Annotated in this window: 22 protein-coding genes; 13 read left to right on the forward strand and 9 right to left on the reverse strand. The window is 69.4% G+C overall.

Annotation, left to right across the window (positions count from 1 at the left end):
- Positions 1-53 precede the first annotated feature (53 nt).
- Positions 54-2,174 (forward strand): copper-translocating P-type ATPase, encoded by a 2,121-nt coding sequence (locus E5679_RS11610; RefSeq protein ID WP_138415952.1) that lies wholly within the window; start codon positions 54-56, stop codon positions 2,172-2,174.
- 11 nt (positions 2,175-2,185) lie between these two features.
- Complete coding sequence (locus E5679_RS11615) at positions 2,186-2,752, forward strand: DUF305 domain-containing protein (protein WP_138415954.1); 567 nt, start codon at positions 2,186-2,188, stop codon at positions 2,750-2,752.
- Here E5679_RS11615 and E5679_RS11620 read toward each other — a convergent pair.
- From E5679_RS11620 to E5679_RS11630, 3 genes are read right to left on the reverse strand one after another with little or no spacing between them, the layout of a single operon-like run.
- Positions 2,749-3,942, reverse strand: coding sequence for an MFS transporter (locus tag E5679_RS11620; protein ID WP_249336087.1), 1,194 nt, complete (start codon positions 3,940-3,942; stop codon positions 2,749-2,751). The genes E5679_RS11615 and E5679_RS11620 overlap by 4 nt on opposite strands.
- 58 nt (positions 3,943-4,000) lie before the next feature.
- Positions 4,001-5,662, reverse strand: coding sequence for an ABC1 kinase family protein (locus tag E5679_RS11625; RefSeq protein WP_138415956.1), 1,662 nt, complete (start codon positions 5,660-5,662; stop codon positions 4,001-4,003).
- 3 nt (positions 5,663-5,665) lie between these two features.
- Positions 5,666-6,328 carry a GntR family transcriptional regulator gene (locus E5679_RS11630; protein ID WP_249336088.1) on the reverse strand — a complete coding sequence of 221 codons (663 nt, stop codon included), beginning with the start codon at positions 6,326-6,328 and terminating at the stop codon, positions 5,666-5,668.
- Between the two features lie 339 nt (positions 6,329-6,667).
- Here E5679_RS11630 and E5679_RS11635 point away from each other — a divergent pair, with 339 nt between their 5' ends.
- The 5 genes from E5679_RS11635 to E5679_RS11655 all read left to right on the forward strand — a co-directional run bounded on the left by E5679_RS11635 (position 6,668) and on the right by E5679_RS11655 (position 11,734).
- Positions 6,668-7,948 carry an MFS transporter gene (locus E5679_RS11635; RefSeq protein ID WP_138415959.1) on the forward strand — a complete coding sequence of 427 codons (1,281 nt, stop codon included), beginning with the start codon at positions 6,668-6,670 and terminating at the stop codon, positions 7,946-7,948.
- 135 nt (positions 7,949-8,083) lie between these two features.
- Complete coding sequence (locus tag E5679_RS11640) at positions 8,084-8,695, forward strand: TetR/AcrR family transcriptional regulator (protein ID WP_138415961.1); 612 nt, start codon at positions 8,084-8,086, stop codon at positions 8,693-8,695.
- Positions 8,696-8,948: 253 nt separating this feature from the next.
- Positions 8,949-10,130: an NAD(P)-dependent malic enzyme gene (locus E5679_RS11645; protein WP_138415963.1), complete on the forward strand. Its 1,182-nt coding sequence runs from the start codon at positions 8,949-8,951 to the stop codon at positions 10,128-10,130.
- Between the two features lie 154 nt (positions 10,131-10,284).
- Entirely contained in the window at positions 10,285-10,788 is a 504-nt protein-coding gene (locus tag E5679_RS11650) for a DUF456 domain-containing protein (RefSeq protein ID WP_138415965.1), read from the forward strand.
- A gap of 28 nt (positions 10,789-10,816) precedes the next feature.
- The gene (locus E5679_RS11655; protein WP_138415967.1) at positions 10,817-11,734 is read left to right on the forward strand and encodes a hypothetical protein; all 918 of its coding nucleotides are present in this window, start codon (positions 10,817-10,819) and stop codon (positions 11,732-11,734) included.
- Between the two features lie 20 nt (positions 11,735-11,754).
- On the opposite strand, the gene E5679_RS11660 is transcribed toward E5679_RS11655, so the two are convergent.
- Both E5679_RS11660 and E5679_RS11665 read right to left on the reverse strand, forming a co-directional pair.
- Positions 11,755-12,528 carry an SDR family NAD(P)-dependent oxidoreductase gene (locus E5679_RS11660; protein WP_138415969.1) on the reverse strand — a complete coding sequence of 258 codons (774 nt, stop codon included), beginning with the start codon at positions 12,526-12,528 and terminating at the stop codon, positions 11,755-11,757.
- Between the two features lie 63 nt (positions 12,529-12,591).
- On the reverse strand, positions 12,592-13,416 hold the full coding sequence (locus E5679_RS11665) for a sugar phosphate isomerase/epimerase family protein (protein ID WP_138415971.1): 825 nt from the start codon (positions 13,414-13,416) through the stop codon (positions 12,592-12,594).
- 177 nt (positions 13,417-13,593) lie between these two features.
- Between E5679_RS11665 and E5679_RS11670 the strand changes: the two genes are divergently transcribed.
- From E5679_RS11670 to E5679_RS11685, 4 genes are all read left to right on the forward strand, one after another.
- Complete coding sequence (locus tag E5679_RS11670; RefSeq protein ID WP_138415973.1) at positions 13,594-14,934, forward strand: MFS transporter; 1,341 nt, start codon at positions 13,594-13,596, stop codon at positions 14,932-14,934.
- 49 nt (positions 14,935-14,983) lie between these two features.
- Complete coding sequence (locus E5679_RS11675; protein WP_138415974.1) at positions 14,984-15,910, forward strand: transketolase; 927 nt, start codon at positions 14,984-14,986, stop codon at positions 15,908-15,910.
- On the forward strand, positions 15,907-16,905 hold the full coding sequence (locus E5679_RS11680) for a transketolase family protein (RefSeq protein WP_138415976.1): 999 nt from the start codon (positions 15,907-15,909) through the stop codon (positions 16,903-16,905). Before E5679_RS11675 ends, E5679_RS11680 begins: the two co-directional genes overlap by 4 nt.
- Positions 16,906-16,972: 67 nt before the next feature.
- Positions 16,973-17,635, forward strand: coding sequence for a GntR family transcriptional regulator (locus E5679_RS11685; RefSeq protein WP_138415978.1), 663 nt, complete (start codon positions 16,973-16,975; stop codon positions 17,633-17,635).
- 6 nt (positions 17,636-17,641) lie between these two features.
- Here E5679_RS11685 and E5679_RS11690 read toward each other — a convergent pair whose 3' ends face one another.
- On the reverse strand, positions 17,642-18,016 hold the full coding sequence (locus E5679_RS11690; RefSeq protein ID WP_138415980.1) for a hypothetical protein: 375 nt from the start codon (positions 18,014-18,016) through the stop codon (positions 17,642-17,644).
- A gap of 234 nt (positions 18,017-18,250) precedes the next feature.
- Between E5679_RS11690 and E5679_RS11695 the strand changes: the two genes are divergently transcribed.
- Positions 18,251-19,294 (forward strand): LLM class flavin-dependent oxidoreductase, encoded by a 1,044-nt coding sequence (locus E5679_RS11695; RefSeq protein WP_138415982.1) that lies wholly within the window; start codon positions 18,251-18,253, stop codon positions 19,292-19,294.
- Here E5679_RS11695 and E5679_RS11700 read toward each other — a convergent pair.
- Genes E5679_RS11700 through E5679_RS11710 form a run of 3 tightly spaced genes read right to left on the reverse strand, consistent with a single transcriptional unit; the run spans position 19,291 to position 20,989 of the window.
- Positions 19,291-19,866 (reverse strand): hypothetical protein, encoded by a 576-nt coding sequence (locus E5679_RS11700; RefSeq protein WP_138415984.1) that lies wholly within the window; start codon positions 19,864-19,866, stop codon positions 19,291-19,293. The two genes, E5679_RS11695 and E5679_RS11700, sit on opposite strands and share 4 nt — an antisense overlap.
- Entirely contained in the window at positions 19,866-20,453 is a 588-nt protein-coding gene (locus E5679_RS11705) for a TerD family protein (RefSeq protein WP_138415986.1), read from the reverse strand. Before E5679_RS11705 ends, E5679_RS11700 begins: the two co-directional genes overlap by 1 nt.
- Positions 20,453-20,989: a hypothetical protein gene (locus E5679_RS11710; RefSeq protein WP_138415988.1), complete on the reverse strand. Its 537-nt coding sequence runs from the start codon at positions 20,987-20,989 to the stop codon at positions 20,453-20,455. The genes E5679_RS11705 and E5679_RS11710 overlap by 1 nt, the downstream gene beginning before the upstream one ends.
- Before the next feature lie 93 nt (positions 20,990-21,082).
- Here E5679_RS11710 and E5679_RS11715 point away from each other — a divergent pair, with 93 nt between their 5' ends.
- Positions 21,083-21,505, forward strand: coding sequence for a MarR family winged helix-turn-helix transcriptional regulator (locus E5679_RS11715; protein ID WP_212746937.1), 423 nt, complete (start codon positions 21,083-21,085; stop codon positions 21,503-21,505).
- Positions 21,506-21,515: the final 10 nt, after the last annotated feature.

Consider the following 21,515-nt stretch of genomic DNA (forward strand, 5'->3'; position numbering starts at 1 on the left):
CCGCCGATCGACCACAGCCGAACTCTCCGCTTCAAGGAAGGACGGCGCAGGCGATGGATGACCACAGCCACCACCACACTCAAGGCTCGACGACTCAGCGCGAGCATGAGCACCAGCCAGACGGGCACCGGCACACCACTCACGCCGTGCACACTCACGCCGTGCACACTCAAGCCGTGCACACTCACGGCGAGCATGCGGGCCATAGCGTGGCGATGTTCCGCGACAGGTTCTGGCTCACGCTCGCGCTCTCCGCCGTCGTCGTTCTTTTCAGCCCTATGTTCTGGGGACTCTTCGGGGCTGCTCCGCCGGAATTCCCGGGCAGCGCAGGGATTCCGCCTGTGCTCGGCACCGTGGTCTTCGTCTATGGCGGCGCCCCGTTCCTCAAGGGCGGCCTGCGCGAACTGCGAGAGCGACAGCCAGGCATGATGCTCCTCATCGCGATGGCGATCTCGGTGGCCTTCCTGGCCTCGTGGGCGACGAGCCTGCACCTCGGGGGATTCGACCTCGACTTCTGGTGGGAGCTCGCGCTCCTCGTCACCATCATGCTGCTGGGCCACTGGCTCGAGATGCGCGCCCTCGGCGCTTCTCAAGGCGCCCTCGCCGCTCTCGCGGCACTGCTTCCGGACGAGGCCGAGCGCGTCACGCCGGTGGGCACCGAGGTAGTCCCGGCGTCCGAGCTCGCACCGGGCGACCTTGTCCTCGTCCGCCCCGGGGGCCGTCTGCCGGCCGACGGCCGTATCGAGGCTGGGACAGCGGAGCTGGACGAGTCGATGATCACCGGCGAGTCCAAGACCGTGAGCCGTGGGTTGGGCGAGGCGGTCGTCGCGGGGACGGTCGCCACGGACAACAGCCTGCGGATCCGCGTCGAAGCGGTCGGGGAGTCGACGGCGTTGGCCGGGATCCAGCGAATGGTCGCCGCCGCGCAGGCCTCCTCAAGCCGCGCCCAGGCCCTCGCTGATCGCGCCGCGGCGTTCCTCTTCTACTTCGCCTCGGTCGCCGGGATTCTCACGTTCGTCGCATGGGCGCTCCTGGGAAGCATCGACGACGCCGTCACCCGCACAGTCACCGTGCTGGTGATCGCGTGCCCGCACGCTCTCGGCCTTGCGATCCCGCTGGTCATCGCGATCTCCACCGAGCGCGCGGCCCGCGCGGGCGTGCTCGTCAAGGACCGTCTGTCACTGGAGCGCATGCGGACCGTTGACGTTGTCCTCTTCGACAAGACGGGAACCCTCACGAGAGGCGAGCCGGAGGTTCTTGGGCTCGCATCCGCCAACGGTGTCTCGGAGGGCGAGCTACTTGCCCTCGCCGCGGCGGTCGAGTCGGACAGCGAGCATCCGCTCGCCCGGGCTATTGCGCGCGCTGCAGCCGCGCACGCAGTCGCGGTGCCCGCCGCGCGTGATTTCGTCGCCCGGTCCGGACTTGGCGTCGAGGCGACGGTCGACGGCGAACAGCTCCAGGTGGGCGGGCCCGCCCTGCTCGCCGAAGCGGGAGTGGCGGCTGGCGCTGAGCTGAGCGCCGCCGTCGGCCCTTGGAAGGCCCGGGGCGCGACTGTCCTCCATGTGATCGCAGGAGGCCGCGTGATCGGCGCGCTCGCGCTCGAGGACGCGGTGCGTGAGGAGTCGCGGACGGCGGTGCGCGCGCTTCAGCGGCGCGGGGTGCGGGTCGCGATGATCACCGGCGATGCCCAGCAGGTCGCGGACGCCGTCGCGGCGGACCTCGGCATCGATGAGGTCTTCGCCCAGGTCCTGCCGCAGGACAAGGACCAGAAGGTCGCCGAGCTCCAGCGCCGGGGTTTGCGGGTGGCCATGGTGGGCGACGGCGTCAACGATGCGCCTGCCTTGGCCCGCGCGGACGTGGGCATCGCGATTGGGGCGGGGACCGACGTTGCGATCGAGTCGGCTGGCGTGGTCCTCGCAGGCAACGACCCCCGGTCGGTGGTGTCCGTCGTCGAACTCTCGCGGGCGAGCTACCGGAAGATGTGGCAGAACCTCGTCTGGGCGACGGGCTACAACGTGGTCGCAGTTCCGCTCGCGGCGGGCGTCCTTGCGTTCGCCGGGGTCGTGCTCGCGCCGGCGGCCGCCGCGGTGCTCATGTCCCTCTCGACCATCGTGGTGGCGCTCAACGCGCAGCTCCTCCGTGGTCTTGATCTCAGTGCCTCGCGGGTCCATTAGGTTGATCCTCAATGACCTTTCTGAAGCACACACATGCCCGCCGTGCCGTCACGTCTGCACTCATCGCCGTTTCCCTCGCGCTCGCCGGATGCAGCGCCTCGACGACGTCCTCGGCCAGCGCGAACGGCGCCGACGCGATGTTCGCCCAGATGATGATCCCGCACCACGAGCAGGCGGTGGAGCTGAGCGAGATCGTGATCGGGAAGCCCGGCGTGGACGCGCGGGTGGGCGACCTCGCCCAGCAGATCAAGGCCGCGCAGGCGCCGGAGGTCGCGGCGCTCAAGGGCTGGCTGGGCGAGTGGGGCCAGCCGGCCAGCATGCCCGCGGGCCACGATGGCCACGGTATGGACGGCATGGTCAGCTCCGAGGGAGTTGCCCAGCTGCGTTCGGCGGACGGCGCAGCGGCATCGAAGCTGTTCCTGACCCAGATGATCGCGCATCACGAGGGCGCTGTGCAGATGGCGAGGACCGAGAGGGCCTCTGGGAAGCATCACGGCGCCGTTGAGATGGCTGCCTCGATCATCGATGCGCAGACCAAGGAGATCGAGGCGATGAAGGGGCTGCTCGGGCAGCTCTAGCCCTCGGCGTGGACGTCCCGTTCGGGGATCAGCGGGATGGCGGCGAGGGGTGCGGCGGCGACCATGAGGTACGCGAGCGGGTAGCCCAGCAGCCCCACGAGCGCTCCGACGCCGGGCCCGACGCCCGCGGCGGCGAGGAACTGGCCGGTATTCTGCGTGCCGAGGGCCTTGCCCGACCACCGTGGGCCTGCGGCCTCGGCGACCGAGGTGAACGCGAGACCGTTGTCGGCGACGCTCACAACTGTCGCTGCCACAAAGGCGACGGTGGCAACGACCTGAAGTGACATCGCATCGGCGACCGTGATGAGTGGCATCGTCACGAGCCCGGCGACGGCCACCCAGCGCAGGAGCCGCACGCGGCTTCCGAGCCGGTCGCTCCAGACGCCGACGGCGATGCGGCCCAATGCGCCGACGAGTTGCGCACCGCCCACGATCGCTCCCGCGAGCACGCTGTCCAATCGGACGTCGGCGATCAGCCAGACCAGCCCGAAGATCGTCAGGGTGAGCTGTGGCACGACGAGCAGGACCGAGACGGCGTGGATGCGCCACAGGAACGAGCTCGCCCGGTAGGGGTTCGCGGTACTGCCCTCAGGGTGCGCGGACGTGGTGGCGCGAGGCGGGTCCGAGATCCAGAGGCCGCAGCTGACGGCAGCTGCCGCTGTGAGCACGAGGGGCACCATCAGCGCGGGGCCGATCCCGGAGGCGTCAGCCACCGTCGGCACGGTCAACGCAGCGATCGCGGTTCCGAGGGGCACCGCCATCTGGCGGATTCCCATGGCCAGGCCGCGCTGATGGCGCGGGAACCAGCCCACGACGAGTCGGCCGCTCGCCGCATTGCAGCTTGCCGACGCCATTCCGCCGGCGAGGCCGAAGAGGCCCAGCGGGATGTAGCCCGGGACGAGGACGGCGCCCAGCGCGGCGAGCGCGGTGAGCGCGAGACCGGCGGTGATCACCCAGCGCTCGCCGTACCGGTCGGCGAGCGCTCCCCAGGCGATGAGGGTGAGGGCCGTGCCGACCGTGGGCGCTGAGGCGAGCAGTCCTGCCTGCGCAAGGGGAAGGCCGTCCTGTTGGTGGAGCAGCGGGATGAGGAACGCCGGGGCGTTGACGAACACGGTCCCCACGGTCTGCGCCGAGAGGCCGAGCGCGAGCATGAGCCAGGCTTTGGGTCTCGTCTTCGCCATCTGCTGCATGGTCGTATCCTGCTCCGACGTCCATTTGGTGAGCATTTTTGTCTCACCAAATGGACTGTTAGTTGCCGCGTCTCCTGCGGCTCGCCGCGCTCCAAGCAAGGTAGCCGCTCAACCCGCCAAGCGCCGTCAGCCCAACCCGCATGAAGGGAGCACGCCATCCGGACCGCTCCCGGTCGAGGGAGACGAGCTCGCCGACGCCCCGAATGAACGCGGCGGCGATGACGCCCGCGACGACTCGGTCGCCGATCTTCTCCGCCCGGGCAAGGAGCGGCTCGAGCTCCGAGGCCCGGAGCCGCACCTCCACCCCGCCCGAGTCCACGATCCGGACGAGCCCGTCCACGAGACGGGGAAGGTCCTCGACGAGGTCCATCGCGCCGAGGCCGGCTTCGCGCAGAGTCTCCATGAGGGCCTGAGGGGAGTGGCGTTCGAGGAACATCTCCATGACATACGGGCGCAGCGCGGCGTTGAGCCGGAACTCCGGGTCGAGGACTCGCCCCAGACCTTCGGCCATGACGATCATCTTCGAGATCACTGCCACCTCGCCCGGCATCTGAAGGCGATGCGTGCGCACCACCGCGAGGAGCTGCTGCACGAGGCGGGCCATGTCGATGTCCTGAAGGTTCGCCCGGTCGTAGAGCGCGATGAAATCGGCGACGTCATCTGCCAAGGCCGGCAGGTCGACGTCGTGCCTTGCCTCCGACATGTCGGCGAGGGTGCGCGCCAGCCGCCGCGAATCCTTCCGGCCGAGGGCGATGAGCAGGCGGCTCAGTTGGTCATGCAGCCGGTCGTCCACCTCCCCGACCATCCCGAAGTCGATGAGCGCAATCGCGCCATCGGACTGGACGAACATGTTGCCGGGATGCGGGTCGGCGTGGAAGAAGCCGTCCTTGAAGACCATCTGCGCGAGGGCACTCGCCGCGTTGACCGCGAGCGTGCGGCGATCGAAGCCAGCCTCGTCGAGCGCCTCGACGTCGTTGATCTTGAGCCCTTCGACTCGTTCGAGCGTCAGGACGCGCGACGTCGTCGTCTCCCAGAAGACCCGAGGGATGCGGATCCGTTGGTCGTCCACGAAGTTCGCGGCAAAGCGTTCGGCGTTGCGCCCCTCCTGCAGGTAGTCGAGCTCGGCGAGGATCGTGCGGCCGAACTGCTCCACGAGCCCCTCCACGTTGTACTCCTCAGCCGGACCCCAGTGCCGCACCGCGTGCGAGGCGAGGTTACGGAGGATCTCCAGATCCTCGCGGACCCGGTCGACCGCCCCCGGCTTGCGGATCTTCACCACCACCCGCGTTCCGTCCCGGAGGCGTGCGCCGTGGACCTGGCCGATCGACGCGCTCGCGATCGGGTCGTCGTCGAACGCCGCGAAGACGTCGTCGGCGTCGCCGAGCTCTTCCCGGATCACCGCGCGGACCTCATCCGCCGGCACCGGAAGCGCGGCGTCCTGGAGCTTCGCGAGCTCCGCCTGATAGGCCTCGGGGACGAGGTCGGGACGCGTGGAGAGGATCTGGCCGAGCTTCATGAACGTCGGCCCGAGCTCCTCGAGGGCGCGGCGCACGTGCTCGGGGCCGGCCGCCTCGGCGGCGACCGAATCCGGCAGGAGAGCCGACGGCGTCCAGCGCCCGAGGCCGGTCGCGTTGAGGACGTGCCCGAGGCCGTGCCGGGCCAGGACTTCTGCGATCTGCGCGTAGCGGGCCGTGCGCCCGTTTCCGGTTCCGAGGGCCATGGGTTACTCCGGCAGCGTTCCGGCGAGGCCATCGAGGACGGGCTGGCGGCCCAGCTCGATATGAGCCGCGGCAAGCGACTCGGCGAGCTGGGCGCGCCCCGCGAGGATTGCGTCCTTGATCTCCTCGTGCTCGATCGTGTTGAGCTCCATCGGGCGGCTGACGCCCAGACCGAAGATCCAGCGCGTGAGCCCCTGGAGCGGGCGGAGCGACCGCGCCAGAAGCCGATGCCCGGAGACCGCGACGATCTCAGCGTGGAATTCGGTGTTGAGGTCCGACGCCCGCTCGTCGTCACCGGCCGCGCTCGCGTCCTGGGAGAGCTTCAGGAGCTCGGTCAGACGCCCGCCGTCGCCTCCGGCCCCCACGCGCTCAGCCGCCCGGCGTGCCGCGAACGACTCGAGCAGCACCCGCAGGTCGAAGAGCTCCTCGACGTCGGTGAGGGTGAGGCTCCGGACAACCGCGCCTCGGCGCGGAGCCGTGACGATGAAGCCGTCCTGCTCGAGGCGGTGCAGGGCCTCTCGGACGGGGATCCTCGAGACGTTGTGCTGGTCCGAGAGCTCGCGCTCGCGCAGGCGCTGCCCAGGCGCGAGTCGACCCGCGACGATGTCCTCGAGGATGAGCTGATAGACGTGGCTCGCGAAGGCTTCCTCGGGGGCAGCCGGAGGCACGGGGCCTCCATTCGGCGCAGGGGTGTCCATGACGGAGAGAATACCGCCCGAGGGCTCTCCCGTCGGGGAGCTGGTATACCGCCGAGGTCGGGGGGTGTGGCGCCGAGGTAGGGGGGTGTGGCGCCGAGGTCGGGCCATTCCTCATGAAGTACGACGACGGGAGGTGGCTTCCGAATGCAGGCACCCTCCGTCGTCGTGAGCTGGGGGACCCGATGTCGGCGGTGGGGGACCCGACTTCGGCGAGGTATCTCCGCGGCGCCGCTCCCGGGGCTAATCTGAGAGCCACAGCACCACCTCGGCCGGGAGGTCGGGGGGACCACACGAGCCGGGGAGCCGTGAATGACCGCAGAGGCCTCGCATCAGGAACACGTTCCCGAGTCGGCGCTCGCCGAACCGGTCCGGAGGGTCGGGCCGTTGTGGATCACGGGCCTCGTGCTCGTGAACGTCGGCATCAATGCCGCGTTCTTCGGTCCGATCCAAGTGCTCATCGGGCAGCAGGCTCAGGCGTTCGACGCGGGCCACAAGGAAGCCATCCTCGCACTCGTCACGGGCGCGGGTGCCGCCGTCGCCCTCGTGGCGAACCCCCTTTTCGGCGCGTTCTCGGACCGCACGTGGAGCCGCTTCGGCCGTCGTCGTCCGTGGGTGCTCATCGGTGCCCTGCTCGGCACGGTCGCCCTCGTCGCGCTCGCGGGCGCGCCGAATGTCGCGGCGGCAACGGTGCTCTGGTGCTTCGTGCAGTTGGGCTGCAATGGCGCCTACGCCGCGATCACCGCGGCGATTCCGGATCGGACGCCCGTGCCGCAGCGCGGCACGGTGGGCGGCCTCGCTGCGATGGGCCAGACGGTGGGGATCCTCCTCGGTGCCGTCATTGCCGCCGTCGTCTCGGGGAATTTCGCGCTGGGGTACATCATCTGCGGGGCAGCCTTGGTTCTCGGCTCGGTCCTCTACCTTGCGACGGCCGACGACGATCCGCTCCCGCGCGTCGCGATCCGGCCTTTCTCGCTGGGCGGCTTCCTTGCCTCGTTCTGGGTCAGCCCGAGGCGATATCCGGACTTCGCCTGGGCGTGGATCACTCGTTTGCTCGTCAATGTGGGCAACCACATGGTGACGTTGTACCTCCTCTTCTTCCTGACCGACGCGGTGCGGCTGAAGGAAACCGAGGGAATTGATCCAGCCACCGGGGTGCTGATCCTCACCGGCCTGTACGCCGTCTTCGTGATCATCACAAGTGTCATCGGCGGGCGCCTCTCCGACAGGGCTGGGCGACGAAAGCCGCTCGTCATCACCTCCTCGATCATCATCGCCGTGGCGTCCCTGACGATCGGCTTCTTCCCTGTGTGGCCGGGGGCGATCGTCGGTGCGTGCATCCTCGGCATCGGCTTCGGTACGTATCTCGCCGTCGACTTCGCACTCATCACCCAGGTGCTCCCCAAAGCTGCGGACCGAGGCAAGGACCTCGGCGTCATCAACATCGCAAACTCCCTCCCGCAGGTTCTCGCACCAGGCATCGCCTATCCGTTCGTGGCGTTCTGGGGCGGCTACATCTCCCTCTACGTCGCGGCGGCGGTCATCGGCCTGCTGGGCGCTGTCTTCGTGACCCGGATCCGCTCGGTGTCCTGAGTGCGGCGACGCTGCTCGCCGACACTGAGGCCCCGGCGGCCGGCGGTATAGTTGGTGGGACCCACTGCGCATTGGCCGGGGCGCAGCCATGGGTCGGACCGTTGCCGGACGATTGCCGGAAAGAGGTTGCTGCGCGTGCTGGAACTGCCCAAGGACTTGGTGTCGATGGAGGCTCCACCGACCACACCTCGTCTCGCGGAGCGCTACCGCCGGCTGCTTGACGCCGCTGCCGAATTCGCCCGGCTCGAGTATCCGGAGGTCGAGGTTTCGGCGGTCGCGACCCGCGCCGGAGTCTCCCTCAGCACCGCGTACCGGTACTTCCCCTCCACCGCCCACCTGCTTCTCGCGCTCCACCGCAGGCAGCTCCTCGAGCTGCGGCAGCGGGTGGAGAGCCGTGCCCGGAACGCCCGGGGCCTCGAGGAGCGCTCGCGGCAGCTCGCGGGGGCCGCGATCGAGCTGCTCCAGATGCGACTGACGCAGCCCGCCGTGAACAGCTGCCTCGACGAGCTCGTCGTCCCCGCAGACCATGAGCTCGCCCGCATGATCGGGGAGGTCGATGAACTCTCGTGGTCGGTTCTCGGCCGGATCGGCGGCGGAGCGGCGCGCGGCAAGAGCATCGTGCTGATGGTCTCCGGCCTGGTCTCGGGCATCCGCACCGGCCGCCTGCTCCCGTACGAGGCGGAGCAGCAGCTCAAGGAGGCCTGCGCACTCCTCGGCCCGAGGACGGCTGCCGCGCGTCTCGCATGACGTTCCGCGTTGCGGAAACTTGAGGTCGTCCCGATATGATGGTGGCACCTCCCTCCCCGAGGTCCAGCACGCGCGGACATCCTCGCGCGAGCGGATCTCCCGGAAAGCGCCCCATCTGGCGCATGACCCCCGGACCCCTTGACGCCTGTGCGACGGACCCATCGCCTCTGCCCGACGAAGTGCAGACGATGCCCGACCGCGGAGGCGACGCCGCTGGCCGTCGTGCCGCGGATCGATCCAGGAGACCAGTGCCGTGTCCCCTTCTGCTCAGACGCAATCCCAATCCCAGCCCATCACCGATGAGGAGATCTTCGCCGCGCATGAGGGCGGGAAGCTCTCGGTCGTGGTCGACCGCCCGCTTGCGAGCAAGCGCGACCTCTCGATCGCCTACACGCCCGGGGTCGCGCAGGTGAGCCGCGCGATTGCCTCGGACCCGGGGGTGGCCCGGACTCACACGTGGGCTTCGCGGCTGGTCGCCGTCGTCTCGGACGGCACGGCGGTGCTGGGCCTGGGCGACATCGGCCCGGCCGCGTCGCTGCCGGTGATGGAGGGCAAGAGCGCCCTGTTCAAGACCTTCGGCGGCCTCGACTCGATCCCGATCGTGCTGAACACCACGGACGTGGACGAGATCATCGAGACCCTCGTGCGCATCTCCCCGTCCTTCGGGGCGGTGAACCTGGAGGACATCTCGGCGCCGCGCTGCTTCGAGCTCGAGCGGCGCCTGATCGAGGCGCTGGAGATGCCGGTGATGCACGACGACCAGCACGGGACCGCCGTCGTGGCCCTGGCCGCGCTGGAGAACGCGGTCAAGGTCGTGGGCAAGGACCTCGCGTCCCTCAAGGTGGTGATCGCCGGGGCCGGGGCCGCGGGCATCGCCGTGGCGGAGATCCTGCTCACCGCCGGGGTGAGCGACGTGATCCTGCTCGACTCCAAGGGCGCCCTGCACACCGGCCGCGAGGACCTGGCCGGGATGAAGGCCGAGTACGCCGCCCGGACCAACCCGCGCAGGGTCGCCGGCGGCACCGCCGAGGCCCTGGCCGGCGCGGACGTGTTCATCGGCGTCTCCTCCTCCACCGTCCCCGAGGAGCACATCGCGTCCATGGCCCAGGGCTCGATCGTGTTCGCGCTCTCGAACCCGGACCCGGAGGTGGCCCCCGAGGCCGCCCGCCGGCACGCCGCCGTCGTCGCCACCGGGCGCAGCGACTTCCCGAACCAGATCAACAACGTCCTGGCGTTCCCGGGCATCTTCCGCGGCGCGCTGGACGCCGGCGCCCGCCGGATCACCCCCGCGATGAAGCTCGCCGCCGCCCGGGCCATCGCCGCCCTCGCCGAGGACAAGCTCTCCGCCGACTACATCGTCCCCAGCCCCCTCGACCCGCGCGTCGCCCCCGCCGTCACCGCCGCCGTGGCCGCCGCCGTCGTGCCAGGAGAGTAGCCCGGGGTAAGCCGGAGCGGACGACGGCGGGTGCCCGGCCGCCGTCGTCCGCCCTGACTTCGGCGGCAGGGGACCCGGCTTCGGCGCTAGGGGGCCCGACTTCGGCGGGAGGATACCCGACGTCGGCGGGAGGGCGGCCCGTAGGATAAGGCGAGTGGACGGACCCGCTCTCGCTGCCCTCATCACCGGTCTTGCGCTCGCCATCGCGGTTGCCGGCACGATCGTGCCGGTTCTGCCTGGAAGCATCCTCGGGATCCTCGCGCTTCTCGAATGGGCGCTGTTCGGGGGATCAGGGGCGAACGGCTGGGTGGTGTTCGCCGTCGGTACGGTGCTCTTCGCGGCCGGCATGGGCTCGTCATACGTGCTGACCGGGCGACGCCTCTCGGCGCGGAACGTGCCCAACAGCTCGATCGTCGTCGGTGCCGTCGCCGCAATCGTGGGCATGTTCGTGATCCCGGTCGTGGGCCTGTTCGTCGGCTTTGCCCTGGGCCTGCTAGGGAGCGAATGGGTGCGGACACGCGATGTGAGGGTGGCCGCGTCGTCATCGGTCGCTGCGCTGAAGGCCCTCGGCCTCGGGATGCTCATCGAATTCGGCTTTGCGGCGACCGCAGCCACCGTCTGGGTCATCGGGGCTTGGATCTACTTTGCGAACCGGTGACATAACGGCCTTGATTAGCATGGAGGCCATGGCTTCCAGCGACGTGGACCGCCAGCACTCGTTCCGCGACCCCCGCGACCTCACGCCGTTCCGCGGCGTGCGGGTGTTCTCGCCTGTCCGCGGCCTGCTCAGCCGTGGGGGTCAGCGTTGCGGCTCACCGAGGCTGCGGCGGTTCCCGTCGAAGCCGGAGAGGGCGGTGTTCGATGCCGTTTTCCGCGACAAGGAGCCCGAGCGCCTCGTGCTCCTGGCCCGCTCGTACCCGGGCTGGTCGGGGCTCTGCTACGTCATGGCCGGGCTGCTCGCGTATCGGGGCCATCAGCACGCGCAGGCCGCGGAGCTGATCCAGCGGGGCTTCGCCGGGGAGAACGAGCAGGCGGCCGCCCTCTTCGCGGCCGACTACCTCGAGGCCTGGTCGCTCTGGATCGAGCTCTCGGAGGGGATCAGCGTCGAGGCGCTGTTCAGCGAAGAGGCGGTGTGCCTCGCGCTCGCGCACAGCCTGCGCGAGATCGGCCACCCACTCGAGGCGCTGTCCGCTCTCGCCCAGCTGCCCCCATCGCTGCCCACGTCCCTCGCCGCGAGCCGCCTCGCCGAGATCCTCGGCCGTCCCGGGGACGTGGTGCTCTGGACCGAGGGCCTCACGAACCGGGACGACCTCGCCGCAGCGCTCCTCCTGCTCCGCGCCCGCTCGCTGCGGTCCTTGGGGCGCCGGAGCGACGCGCACGACGCGATCCGCGAGGTGACCCGCCGACGTCGCACCTCGCTTCCGCTGCGCCACGCCGCAATGACCGAGCGAGCGCTGCTGCTCATGGGCGTCGGCCGGCGGCCGGCGCTGCGCCGCGGGCACGACGGCGGCCCGAAGCCGGGTGCCAAGCGCGCCAAGGACGCGGAGGTCCGGGAGGTCTGGCTCCGTGACTTCGAGAGGCTCACGGGCGAGCACCCCGACTAGCACTCTCGACCAGCCAGCCGTCAGTGGATGTGGCTGCCGCCGTTGATGTCCACCGTGGTGCCCGTGAGGTACGACGCGCCGTCGGAGGCGAGCCACGTGATGACGGAGGCGATCTCGTCGGTCGTGGCGGTGCGGCCGAGGGGAATGTCGCGAGCGATGGCCGCCTCCTGCTCGTCGGTGCTGCCCACACGGATGTTCGTGTCCACGGCGCCTGGCGCAATGGCGTTGACCGTGACGCCCGTGGGGGCGATCTCTCGGGCAAGGGCCTTCGTGAAGCCGAGGATCGCGGCCTTCGCTGCGGAGTAGGGCACTCGGCCGAACACGCCGCCGCCGCGCTGGGCGGACACCGACGACATGTTCACGATGCGGCCCCATCCGGCCTCGATCATGGCGGGCAGGAACGACTTCGTGACCAGATACGTCCCCGTGGCGTTGACAGCCATGACCTTGTTCCAGAGGGCGAGGTCGGTCTCGAGGAACGGAACCGGGGAGGTGATGCCCGCGATGTTGGCGAGCGCCCCGATCACGGGAAGGCGCCCGCTGGCGACCTCGGCGGCGACGGCGGACTCGGCGGCGGCGACGGAGGCCTCGTCCGCGACGTCGATTGCGTGCCCGAAGGCTGGGACGCCGAACTCGTTCGCGATGTCCTGGGCGGTCTTGGCGGACTTCTCGCCATCCAGGTCGAGGACGACGACGCCCCAGCCTTCGCGGGCGAAGCGGCGGGCGGTCGCGAGGCCGATGCCCTTCTCGGACGTGGCTCCAGTGAGGACGGCGGTGCGCTGGATGGTGCTCATGGTGTTCCTTCTCTTGAGAATCTGTGGTGAATCGGTGAATCGGTGAATCGGTGAATCCGTAAGTCAGATGAGGTCGCTGATGAAGCTGCCAGCCTTGGCGGCGGCTGCTGGTCGCTCCTCGTGGGTGAGGTCGTGGGCCTCGAGCTCGAGCGAGAAGTGCCCGTCGAAGTCGGCGTCGCGCAGGGCCGCGAGGGCGCCGGCGAAGTCCACAGAGCCGTTTCCGATGCTGAGGTTGATGTTCCCCGGCACGGCGTCACGCAGATGGACGTGGGCGATGCGGCCCGCGAGTGCAGCGATTGCCTCCTCGGGCTGGCTGCCGGAGGCGACCACATGGGAGAGGTCGACGACGTGCCGCACCTTTGTGCCTTCGAGCCGGCTTGCGAGGGCGAGGGCTCGGTCCAGGGTCCCGCAGAGGCGGTAGAAGTGCAGGGACTCCGTCCAGAGCCCCACTCCGACCCCGGCCGCGCGCTCGGCGGCAACGGCCAGCTGCTCGGCCACGAGGTCGAGGTCCTGATCCAGGCTCCGGACCGGATCAGGACTCAGGGCACCGCACGGGAGCACGAGGGCTTTGGCGCCCACTCTCTCCGTGAGGGTGAGCAGCCGTTCGAGGTGAGCCTCCCGCACTGCCACCCCGTCGCCGTCGAGCACTGCGTTGAGATCTCCGATGTCCCCGTTCACCGAGCGGACGCGCAGGCCTGAGTCCGTCACGCGTGACGCCACACCCTCGATATCTGCATCGGTGAGTTCGAAGGGGACGTGATCGCAGACGCCCGGAAGGGCACCGAGGTCTATTTCCTCGAAGCCGAGTCCGACCATCGCGGCCAAGGCATCGCCGAGCGACAGGTGGCGGAAGCTGATCGACGAGCAGCCGAGACGGTCGTGGAACATCCTTGTCCTCCGAGTGGGAGCTGACGGTGTGGCACTGACCACGCTACGGTGTTCGACTGTTAACAGTCAACCTAAGCAACCGGTTGTTGACATTGCGAAGTGATGCCGGGCACACTGAGGGAGCGATGTCGACTGTCAACACATCGACTCCCACATCTGATCCGGAAGGAAACGCCCATGAGCAACGAGGCTCTCGCCATGCGCGGCCCGGTCCACGGCACCAAGGACGCCAAGCGCGTCGCCGTCGGTTCGGCCGTCGGGGCAGTCATCGAGACGTATGACTTCATCGGCTTCGGCACCGCCGCGGCCCTCTATTTCGGCACGGCCTTCTTCCCGGGCGCGGACCCCGTCACCGGCACGCTGGCCTCGTTCGCCACCCTCGGCGTCGGCTTCGCCGCCCGCCCGCTCGGCGGCATCATCGGCGGACACCTCGGTGACCGCCTCGGGCGCAAGCCAGTCCTCGTGGCCTCCCTCATCGTCATGGGCATCGCAACGTTCGCAATCGGCCTGCTCCCCACGTACGCCGCGGTGGGGGTCCTCGCTCCCGCCCTGCTTGTCGCTGTGCGCATCATCCAGGGCCTGGCGTTCGGAGCCGAGTGGGGCGGCGCAATCCTCATGAGCTACGAGCACGCGCCGTGGCGGCGCAAGGGCGCCGTGACCGGCATCGTGCAGGCGGGCTTCCCCGTGGGCCTGCTCCTGGCCAATCTCGTGTTCCTCTTCAGCGTCCACCTCGGCAGCGAGTGGGCGTGGCGCATCCCGTTCCTCGCGAGCCTCGCCCTCGTGATCGTCGGCCTCATCATCCGCTCCAAGGTGCCTGAATCGCCCGTCTTCGAGGACGTCAAGGAAAGCGGAAACCTCGCCAAGTCGCCCATCACCGAGGTGATCCGCAACGACTGGCGGAACATCCTGCGGGGCATCGGCCTCCGCATCGCAGAGACGGCAGGCTACGCGGTCTCCGTGACGTACATGATCTCCTACCTCAACTCCGCCAAACTCGCGGATAAGAACCAGACCCTCATCGCCCTGTGCATCGCCTCGGCCATTGGCATCTTCGCCACGTGGACCTGGGGTGCCCTCACGGACAAGGTGGGCCGCCGACCTGTCTACATCTGGTCCTGTGCCTTCGCCGTCCTGTTCGGCGTGCCGATGTTCCTGCTCGTCAACACAGGCCTCTTCCTGTTCATCATCGCGACCATCGTCCTCGCGTACGCCGTGTGCCAGAACTCCCTCGCCGGAGCCCAGGGCGCGTGGTTCCCGGAGCTGTTCCAGGCCAAGACCCGGTCCTCCGGTGCGTCGCTCGCCTATCAGATCTCGGCGATGGTCTCCGGCTTCACGCCGTTCATCACCACGCTGCTCTTCGTGAGCTTCGGCTGGATCGGCCCCGCCCTGCTCTTCAGCGCCTACGGGGCGATCGGCCTCTGGGCCGCCATCGCTACCCGCGAGACGTGGGGGCGCCGGGAGCGCGAGGCGGCCGAGCGGATCTCCGCCGAGACGCCCGCCCCGGCCAACAGCCACTAGGCCAACAGCCACTAGGCCAACAGCCACTAAACAGAGGAATCCCGCTCCAATGACATCCCCGATTCTCGACTCCCGCCCTCGGGCAGCCTCGGCCGCGCGCCGCGCCGCCGTCGAGGCGGCTGCCCACAGAATCCGCCGCAACGCCCTGTTCATGGGCGAGGTCCAAGGCCAGGGCTACGTGGGCCAGGCGCTCGGCGCGGCGGACATCCTCGCGTGCCTGTACGCGGACCAGCTTCGCTTCCGACCGGAGGATCCACAGTGGGAGGGCCGCGACCGGTTCCTCCTCTCCACCGGGCACTACGCGATCGGCCTGTACGCCGCCCTCGCTGAGGCCGGGATCATCCCGATCGAGGAGCTGGAGACCTACGGCTCGGACAACTCGCGCCTCCCCATGTCGGGCATGTCGACCTACACGCCCGGCATGGAGATCTCGGGCGGGTCCCTGGGGCACGGGCTGACGATCGCCGTCGGCCTGGCCCTCGGGCTGCGGCACCGCGGCAACCCCGCGCGGATCGTGAACTTCCTCTCCGACGGCGAGCTCGACGAGGGCTCGACCTGGGAAGCCGCGATGGGCGCCGCCCACCATCGGCTCGGCCGGCTCACCGCCGTCGTCGACATCAACGCGCTCCAAGCGGACGGCGCTACCGCAGGCGTCCTGCGCACCGAGCCGGTGGGGGACAAGTGGGCAGCGTGCGGCTGGCGAGTGTTCCGCGTGGACGGGAACGACGTCGGGGCGCTGCTCGAGGCGTTCGACGCCGCCTTCTCCGAGGCGGGCGACGACGGCGGAGCGGGCGAGGGGGCGCCGGCCGTGATCCTGTGCGACACCAAGGTGGGACGGGGAGTCCCGCTGCTGGAGCAGCGCGAGAAGGCGCACTTCATGCGCATCGAAGAGCACGAGTGGTCGATCTGCGTCGAACAGCTCGAGGAGGGCCGAGCAGCCCGCGAGGGACAGAAGCATCAGGAGGAGCAGGCATGAGCACGGCAGCGGTGAATACTCCGAGGCTCAAGACTTCGGCCATGATCGCCTCGTTCGCGGATCCGGGGCAGAAGACAGAACCCGCCCCGTTCGGCCACGCCCTCGCCGCCGCCGCCGAAGCCGACCCGCGGATCGTGGGCCTCACCGCGGACCTGGGCAAGTACACCGACATGCACATCTTCGCCAAGGCCCACCCCGATCGGTTCTTCCAGATGGGCATGGCCGAGCAGCTGCTTTTCGGAGCCGCGGCGGGCATGGCCGAAGCCGGCCTCGTGCCGTTCGCGTCGACCTACTCGGTCTTCGCCGCGCGGCGCGCGTATGACTTCATCTGCCTCGATATCGCCGAGCCGAACTTGAACGTGAACATCGTCGGCGGGCTGCCCGGCCTCACCACCGGGTACGGGCCGTCGCATCAGGCCACCGAGGACATGGCCATCTTCCGCGGCATGCCGAACCTGACGATCGTGGATCCGTGCGACTCGGTGGACATCGCCCAAGCCGTCCCGCAGCTCGCAGCCTCGGACGGGCCCACCTACCTGCGCCTCCTGCGCGGCAAGGTCCCGACGGTCCTGGACGAGTATGACTACGAGTTCGAGCTCGGCAAGGCCAAAGTCCTGCGCGGCGGCAACGACGTCGTCTTCGTCTCCTCCGGGCTCATGACCATGCGGGCGCTCCAAGCGGCCGCCGCCCTTGAGAAGCACAAGGTGGACGTCGCCGTCGTCCATGCCCCCACCATCAAGCCCTTCGACGAGGCCACAGTCCTCGCCGAGCTGGCGGGAGACAGACTCGCGGTGACCCTCGAGAACCACACGGTGGTGGGCGGCCTGTTCGAAACCGTCGCATCGGCCCTGGTGCGAGCGGGGGTGACGCGGCGCGTGGTCCCGGTTGGGCTCCCGGACGAGTTCCTCGACGCGGGCGCCTTGCCCACCCTGCACTCGAAGTACGGGCTGAGCGTGGAGCGGATCGTCGCGAAGGTTCTGGCCGAACTCGGCTGAGCCAGCGCGCATATCATGAGTGTCAACGATTGTCGGATGACAGTTGACACTGCAGCGGGAGGACCCCATGGCCATCGGAGCATCCCTGCCCGGCCTCGAGAAGAAGAGCCTGCGGGAACAGGCGCTCGCCGCCCTGCGCCGCGCCATCACCTCCGGCGAACTGCGCCAGGGCCAGCACCTTGTCGAGACGGAGCTGTCCGAGATGCTCGGAATCAGCCGAGGGACGCTGCGCGAGGCCCTTCGCCAACTCGAGCAGGAGGGCCTCGCCTCGGCCGGCCCTCGCGGCCGGCTGAGCGTGCGACACCTCGATCCCAAGGAGATTCGGGATATCTTCGCGGTGCGCGGAGTGCTTGAGTCCCTCGCTGCGCGCACCCTCATCGAGCAGCCGCGGCGGGCAAAGGCTGTGGGCGAACTGAGGGACGCCCTCGAGAACATGGACGAGGCTTCTGGGCGTTCCCTCGAGGACCGGATCGAAGCCGACTTGGACTTCCACCGGCTCCTGTGCAGGCTCTCCGGGAACGAGACGCTCCTTCACCAGTGGCAGTCCCTCGAGGGCTCGATCCGGATGTCCATCATGTTCGCGGGCCTTGAGCGAGCCACGAGCAATATGAGCGTGGACCGGCACCGGGACATTGTCGACGCGATCGAGTCCGGCGACGCGGTGACCGCTCGCGAGACCATCCTTGCCCACATGGAGTCGGCCTCGAACAACCTCGTGAGCGAGGACTGAGGCGGGTCAGCCCGCCTTGACCAGCGGCTGGGTACCCGTGAACGGTCCTGTGCGGTCGGAGTAGGCGAGGGTCAGAGGGGCGCGCTCGGCGGGGGCCTTGGCTCGGGCGGGCACCTCGGTGCGCGCGGCGGCAAGGATCGCGTCCGCCTTTGCGACGACGGCACTGCGGACGTGGTCTGTGGCGGTGGCCTCGGCGGTCGAGTGCACGGGCCGGTAGACGAAGACCTTCGCGCCGAGCTTGGCGATCGAGACCATGGTCTGTGCAACCCCCGCCAGAAGCAGCGTGATGACCAGCGAGACGGACAGGATCAGCAGCATGACGCCGCCGATCATGAGGGTGCCGCCGTACACGAGATTCGCGACCACAGTTCCGTCGTCCACGTTGTCTCCCATCCCCAGAGAACGCTGAGTGGAAAATCCAGGGGCCCACCTGCCTCACCGGACAACACCATTCTCACCTATCACATGAGGGGGTATTCAACCCGCTGACCGTGATGTTGTGGAAAAGCAATGGAGACGTTATCGAACGTGACAAACGTAGTCTTTCATCCGTGAACAGGGCCACATCTGCGCCCTGAAGGGAACAAGGCGGACGCGGGTGAGGTTGCCGACCATGTGACTGCCCTCTCCGTCCTTGACCTCGCCCCCATCGTCCAGGGATCCACCGTCGCCGACGCCCTCGCGAGCGCCACAAGCTTCGCCCGTGCCGTGGAGGAGGCAGGGTACCGGCGCCTGTGGTACGCGGAGCATCACAACACCGAGGCGCTCGCCTCGAACTCCACCGCCCTCCTCATTGCGAATGCCGCCGCCGCGACGAGCACGCTCCGCGTCGGCTCGGGCGGCATCATGCTCCCGAACCACTCGCCCCTCGCCGTCGCGGAAGCGTTCGGCACCCTGGCCAACCTCTACGGTCCGCGCATCGACCTCGGGCTCGGGCGCGCCCCGGGCACGGACCCCCGGACCGCTGCGATCCTCCGCCGGGGCGCGAGGGACGACGACGAGCAGAACTTCGCCAACAACATCCGCCTTCTCGCCTGGTACTTCGGCGAACAGGTGGACGATTCGGATTCTGTTCTCCTCAACGACTCCGTCCAGCTCTCCCACGGCGTCCACGCCGAGGTCGCGCGGAACACGCACGTCCCGCTGTGGGTCCTGGGAAGTTCGACGGCGGGCGCGGCCATCGCCGGCCAGCTCGGCCTTCCGTACGCAGCAGCGAGCCACTTCGCACCGTTCCAGCTGAGCGAAGCGATCTGGACCTACCGCCAGATGTTCAACCCGTCGGCTCCAACTGCTCAGATCGCCGAGCCCTACGTCATGGCCGGAGCCAACCTCATGGTTGCGCCGACCCACGAGGAGGCCGAGTACCTCTTCACGTCCCACCAGCAGATGTTCCTCGGCATCCGCCGCGGCGAGCGCGGTCCCATCAGGCCTCCGGTCCGCGAGCTGGACTGGGCCCCGCACGAGGAGCAGATGGCCGCGTCGGCGCTGCGAGTTTCGGCGGTGGGCACTCCCGCCGAGGCCGCCGAGTTCCTTCGGGCCTTCGCGGCGTCGTACGGCGTAGACGAGGTCATCCTCACCGGCTACGCCCACGACCCCGCCTTGCGGGAGCGGAGCTTCAGCCTCCTCGCCGAGGAGTGGGAACGGGTCGCCGCGGCCTAGCGCCTTCGGACGAAGCCGATCGTCATGGTGAAGCCGAACTCCCGCCAGATCTGACCGTCGTCCCATTCGGCGGGAACGGACTCCGCCCGCAGTTCGAGGATGGATCCGATGCGCTGAAGCGTCAGGACGGTCCGGCGGCCCTCGCCGAGCGAGCCTGCGATGGCGGCAGCAGCGCCGTCGAACGTCTGAACGGTGAGGGGTCCCGCGCCGGCGATGAAGAGGGCGCGCCGCAGCTGCCTCATGTGGCGCAGGACCACAACGGCGTCCCGATTCACATACCCCACGAGCGGGCGGCCGCCCGGGGTCTGCACGACCGTCCCGATCTGCTCGCGGTGCACGCTCTGGGCCCCCGTGATCCGGCTCGGGTCCTCCCACGCGGTGCCCCGCGTGCCCGTCACGAAGAGCGAGCCGATCGCCGACTGCCGCGGGTTGAGACGGACGACGGCGTCCCGCGCCGAGAGCTCCGGACGCGTGCCGAAGGCGGGGGCCGGGTAGAGACGCGACTCGGGCGGGACGGGCGCGGGCACGTGGGCGCGGCCGGGCCGCGGGAGGGTGAGGCCGTCGTCGTGCATCAGACGTCCAGCCCGAACTCGATGCCGACGCCCGCCAAGCCGTTCCGGTAGCCGCGGCCCACGGCGCGGAACGCCCAGCCGTCGCCGTCGCGGAACAGCTCGCCGATGAGGGCGGCCTGGATCTTCTCGGCGTCGTTGAGGGGCGCGTCGAAGCGCACAATCTCGGATCCGTCCGGCCGGGAGACCGTGAGGGTGAGGGACCGGACCGGGGCGAAGTTCCCGGCGCCCCGCACCTCGGGGTCGATGTAGGTGACGAAGGCGATCTTGCCGACATCGTCGGGAACGCGCCGGAAGTCGACCTCGATCTGCTCGGCTCCTTCCTCGGCACGCGCCGGCGGGTCATAGGGGCCTGCCGTGGTGGGAGACAAGGCGATGCCGGGGGACGCCGTCGTCGGCTGGTTGAAGAAGATCAGATCGTCGGGTGTCAGGGCCCGCCCGTTGTCGCCGCACACCACGGCGAGCGAGACGGGCTCCGGCAGCGGACCGGCCGCGGGCTCGATGGCCCACTCGGTGGTGACCACCACGCCGACGAGCCCGGGGTCGCCCGCGCTGAGGGCCACGGCGTTGTCCGGGGCGAGCGACGCCATCAGCGGGACCCGCCCTCGGAGCCGCGCTGGGGCCCGTCCGGATGGATGCGCACCCCGTCGACGTCGAACTTGTCGCGCAGGAACCGTCCGTGGGCGCTCAGCTCGGCGATGGCCCCGGTCCGCACCTGATGGTCGAGGTCGAGGGCCGTCGCGTGGAGAATGTCCAGCTGCTCGAGCAGCTTCTCCGTCTCGGGGCTCTCGTCCGTCTGCGTCTCCGGGGGCAGCGCGCGGTACACGCGCAGCGAGGTGGGGAGGTAGTCCGCGGCGATCGAGTGCAGCAGAACCCGCTGCTCGGTCGAGGCGCCGTGCTCGGTCACGTAGTCGAGGAGGAGGCGCAGGATGTCCTCGATCTGGCGCATGTGCGACGACGCGAGCGTGGGCAGGAGCGAGCCCGCGCGGCGGATCGAACTGCGCAGCTCGGACAGGGCGGCACGGGTCTCCTCGAGCTCCTCGGCGAGCGTGGGCCCTGGGTCGTCGTCGAGGATTCGCTCGGGTTCCCGTCCGCTGCCGAACAGCGAGTCGAAGAACTTCCCCATGGATTCACCTTAGCGGGTTGCCCTGACAGTTCCGCCGGGCAGTGTATGAAGGCAAACTGTGAAGATTCCTTCATATGCGGTTAGATGGTTTCTGTGTCCGATCAGCCTGCTGCCGTGGCCGCAGACCTGCGGGCCCTCCTGCGCCAGATGAACCGCCGCCTGCGCCAGCAGGCGGACTTCGGCGACCTCACACGCTCGCAGCTCAATGTCCTCTCGCTGCTCGAGCGCGAAGGCCCCGCCACCGTGAGCGATCTCGCCCGAGCAGAGGGAATGCGCCCCCAGTCGATGGGCGCCACGGTAGCCGCCCTCGAAGAGGCGGGGCTCGTCCGCCGCGAGCCTCACCCGGCGGACCGCCGGAAGTCGTCGATCTCCCTGAGCGAGGCAGCGCGGGAGCAGATCGCCGCGAAGCGCCTCATCCGCCAGGACTGGCTCCAACGGGCGCTGAGCCGCGAGCTCAGCCCCGAGGAGCTCGAGCGGGTGAGCGAAGCACTCGTCCTGCTGTCCCGGATCGTCTAGAAAGGACCTC

Source organism: Sinomonas gamaensis, assembly GCF_005876955.1.
In the GTDB taxonomy this organism is placed as follows: Bacteria; Actinomycetota; Actinomycetes; order Actinomycetales; family Micrococcaceae; genus Sinomonas; species Sinomonas gamaensis.

Coding starts and splice junctions, on each gene's coding strand:
- E5679_RS11700 (WP_138415984.1), bottom strand. CDS start 19,866: ATGCACGACGACGGCCTCACCCTCCCGCGGCCCGGCCGCGCCCACGTG.
- E5679_RS11710 (WP_138415988.1), bottom strand. CDS start 20,989: ATGGGGAAGTTCTTCGACTCGCTGTTCGGCAGCGGACGGGAACCCGAG.
- E5679_RS11620 (WP_249336087.1), bottom strand. CDS start 3,942: ATGCAGCAGATGGCGAAGACGAGACCCAAAGCCTGGCTCATGCTCGCG.
- E5679_RS11660 (WP_138415969.1), bottom strand. CDS start 12,528: ATGAGCACCATCCAGCGCACCGCCGTCCTCACTGGAGCCACGTCCGAG.
- E5679_RS11610 (WP_138415952.1), top strand. CDS start 54: ATGGATGACCACAGCCACCACCACACTCAAGGCTCGACGACTCAGCGC.
- E5679_RS11655 (WP_138415967.1), top strand. CDS start 10,817: ATGGCTTCCAGCGACGTGGACCGCCAGCACTCGTTCCGCGACCCCCGC.
- E5679_RS11665 (WP_138415971.1), bottom strand. CDS start 13,416: ATGTTCCACGACCGTCTCGGCTGCTCGTCGATCAGCTTCCGCCACCTG.
- E5679_RS11680 (WP_138415976.1), top strand. CDS start 15,907: ATGAGCACGGCAGCGGTGAATACTCCGAGGCTCAAGACTTCGGCCATG.
- E5679_RS11635 (WP_138415959.1), top strand. CDS start 6,668: ATGACCGCAGAGGCCTCGCATCAGGAACACGTTCCCGAGTCGGCGCTC.
- E5679_RS11705 (WP_138415986.1), bottom strand. CDS start 20,453: ATGGCGTCGCTCGCCCCGGACAACGCCGTGGCCCTCAGCGCGGGCGAC.
- E5679_RS11625 (WP_138415956.1), bottom strand. CDS start 5,662: ATGGCCCTCGGAACCGGAAACGGGCGCACGGCCCGCTACGCGCAGATC.
- E5679_RS11675 (WP_138415974.1), top strand. CDS start 14,984: ATGACATCCCCGATTCTCGACTCCCGCCCTCGGGCAGCCTCGGCCGCG.
- E5679_RS11615 (WP_138415954.1), top strand. CDS start 2,186: ATGACCTTTCTGAAGCACACACATGCCCGCCGTGCCGTCACGTCTGCA.
- E5679_RS11670 (WP_138415973.1), top strand. CDS start 13,594: ATGAGCAACGAGGCTCTCGCCATGCGCGGCCCGGTCCACGGCACCAAG.
- E5679_RS11685 (WP_138415978.1), top strand. CDS start 16,973: ATGGCCATCGGAGCATCCCTGCCCGGCCTCGAGAAGAAGAGCCTGCGG.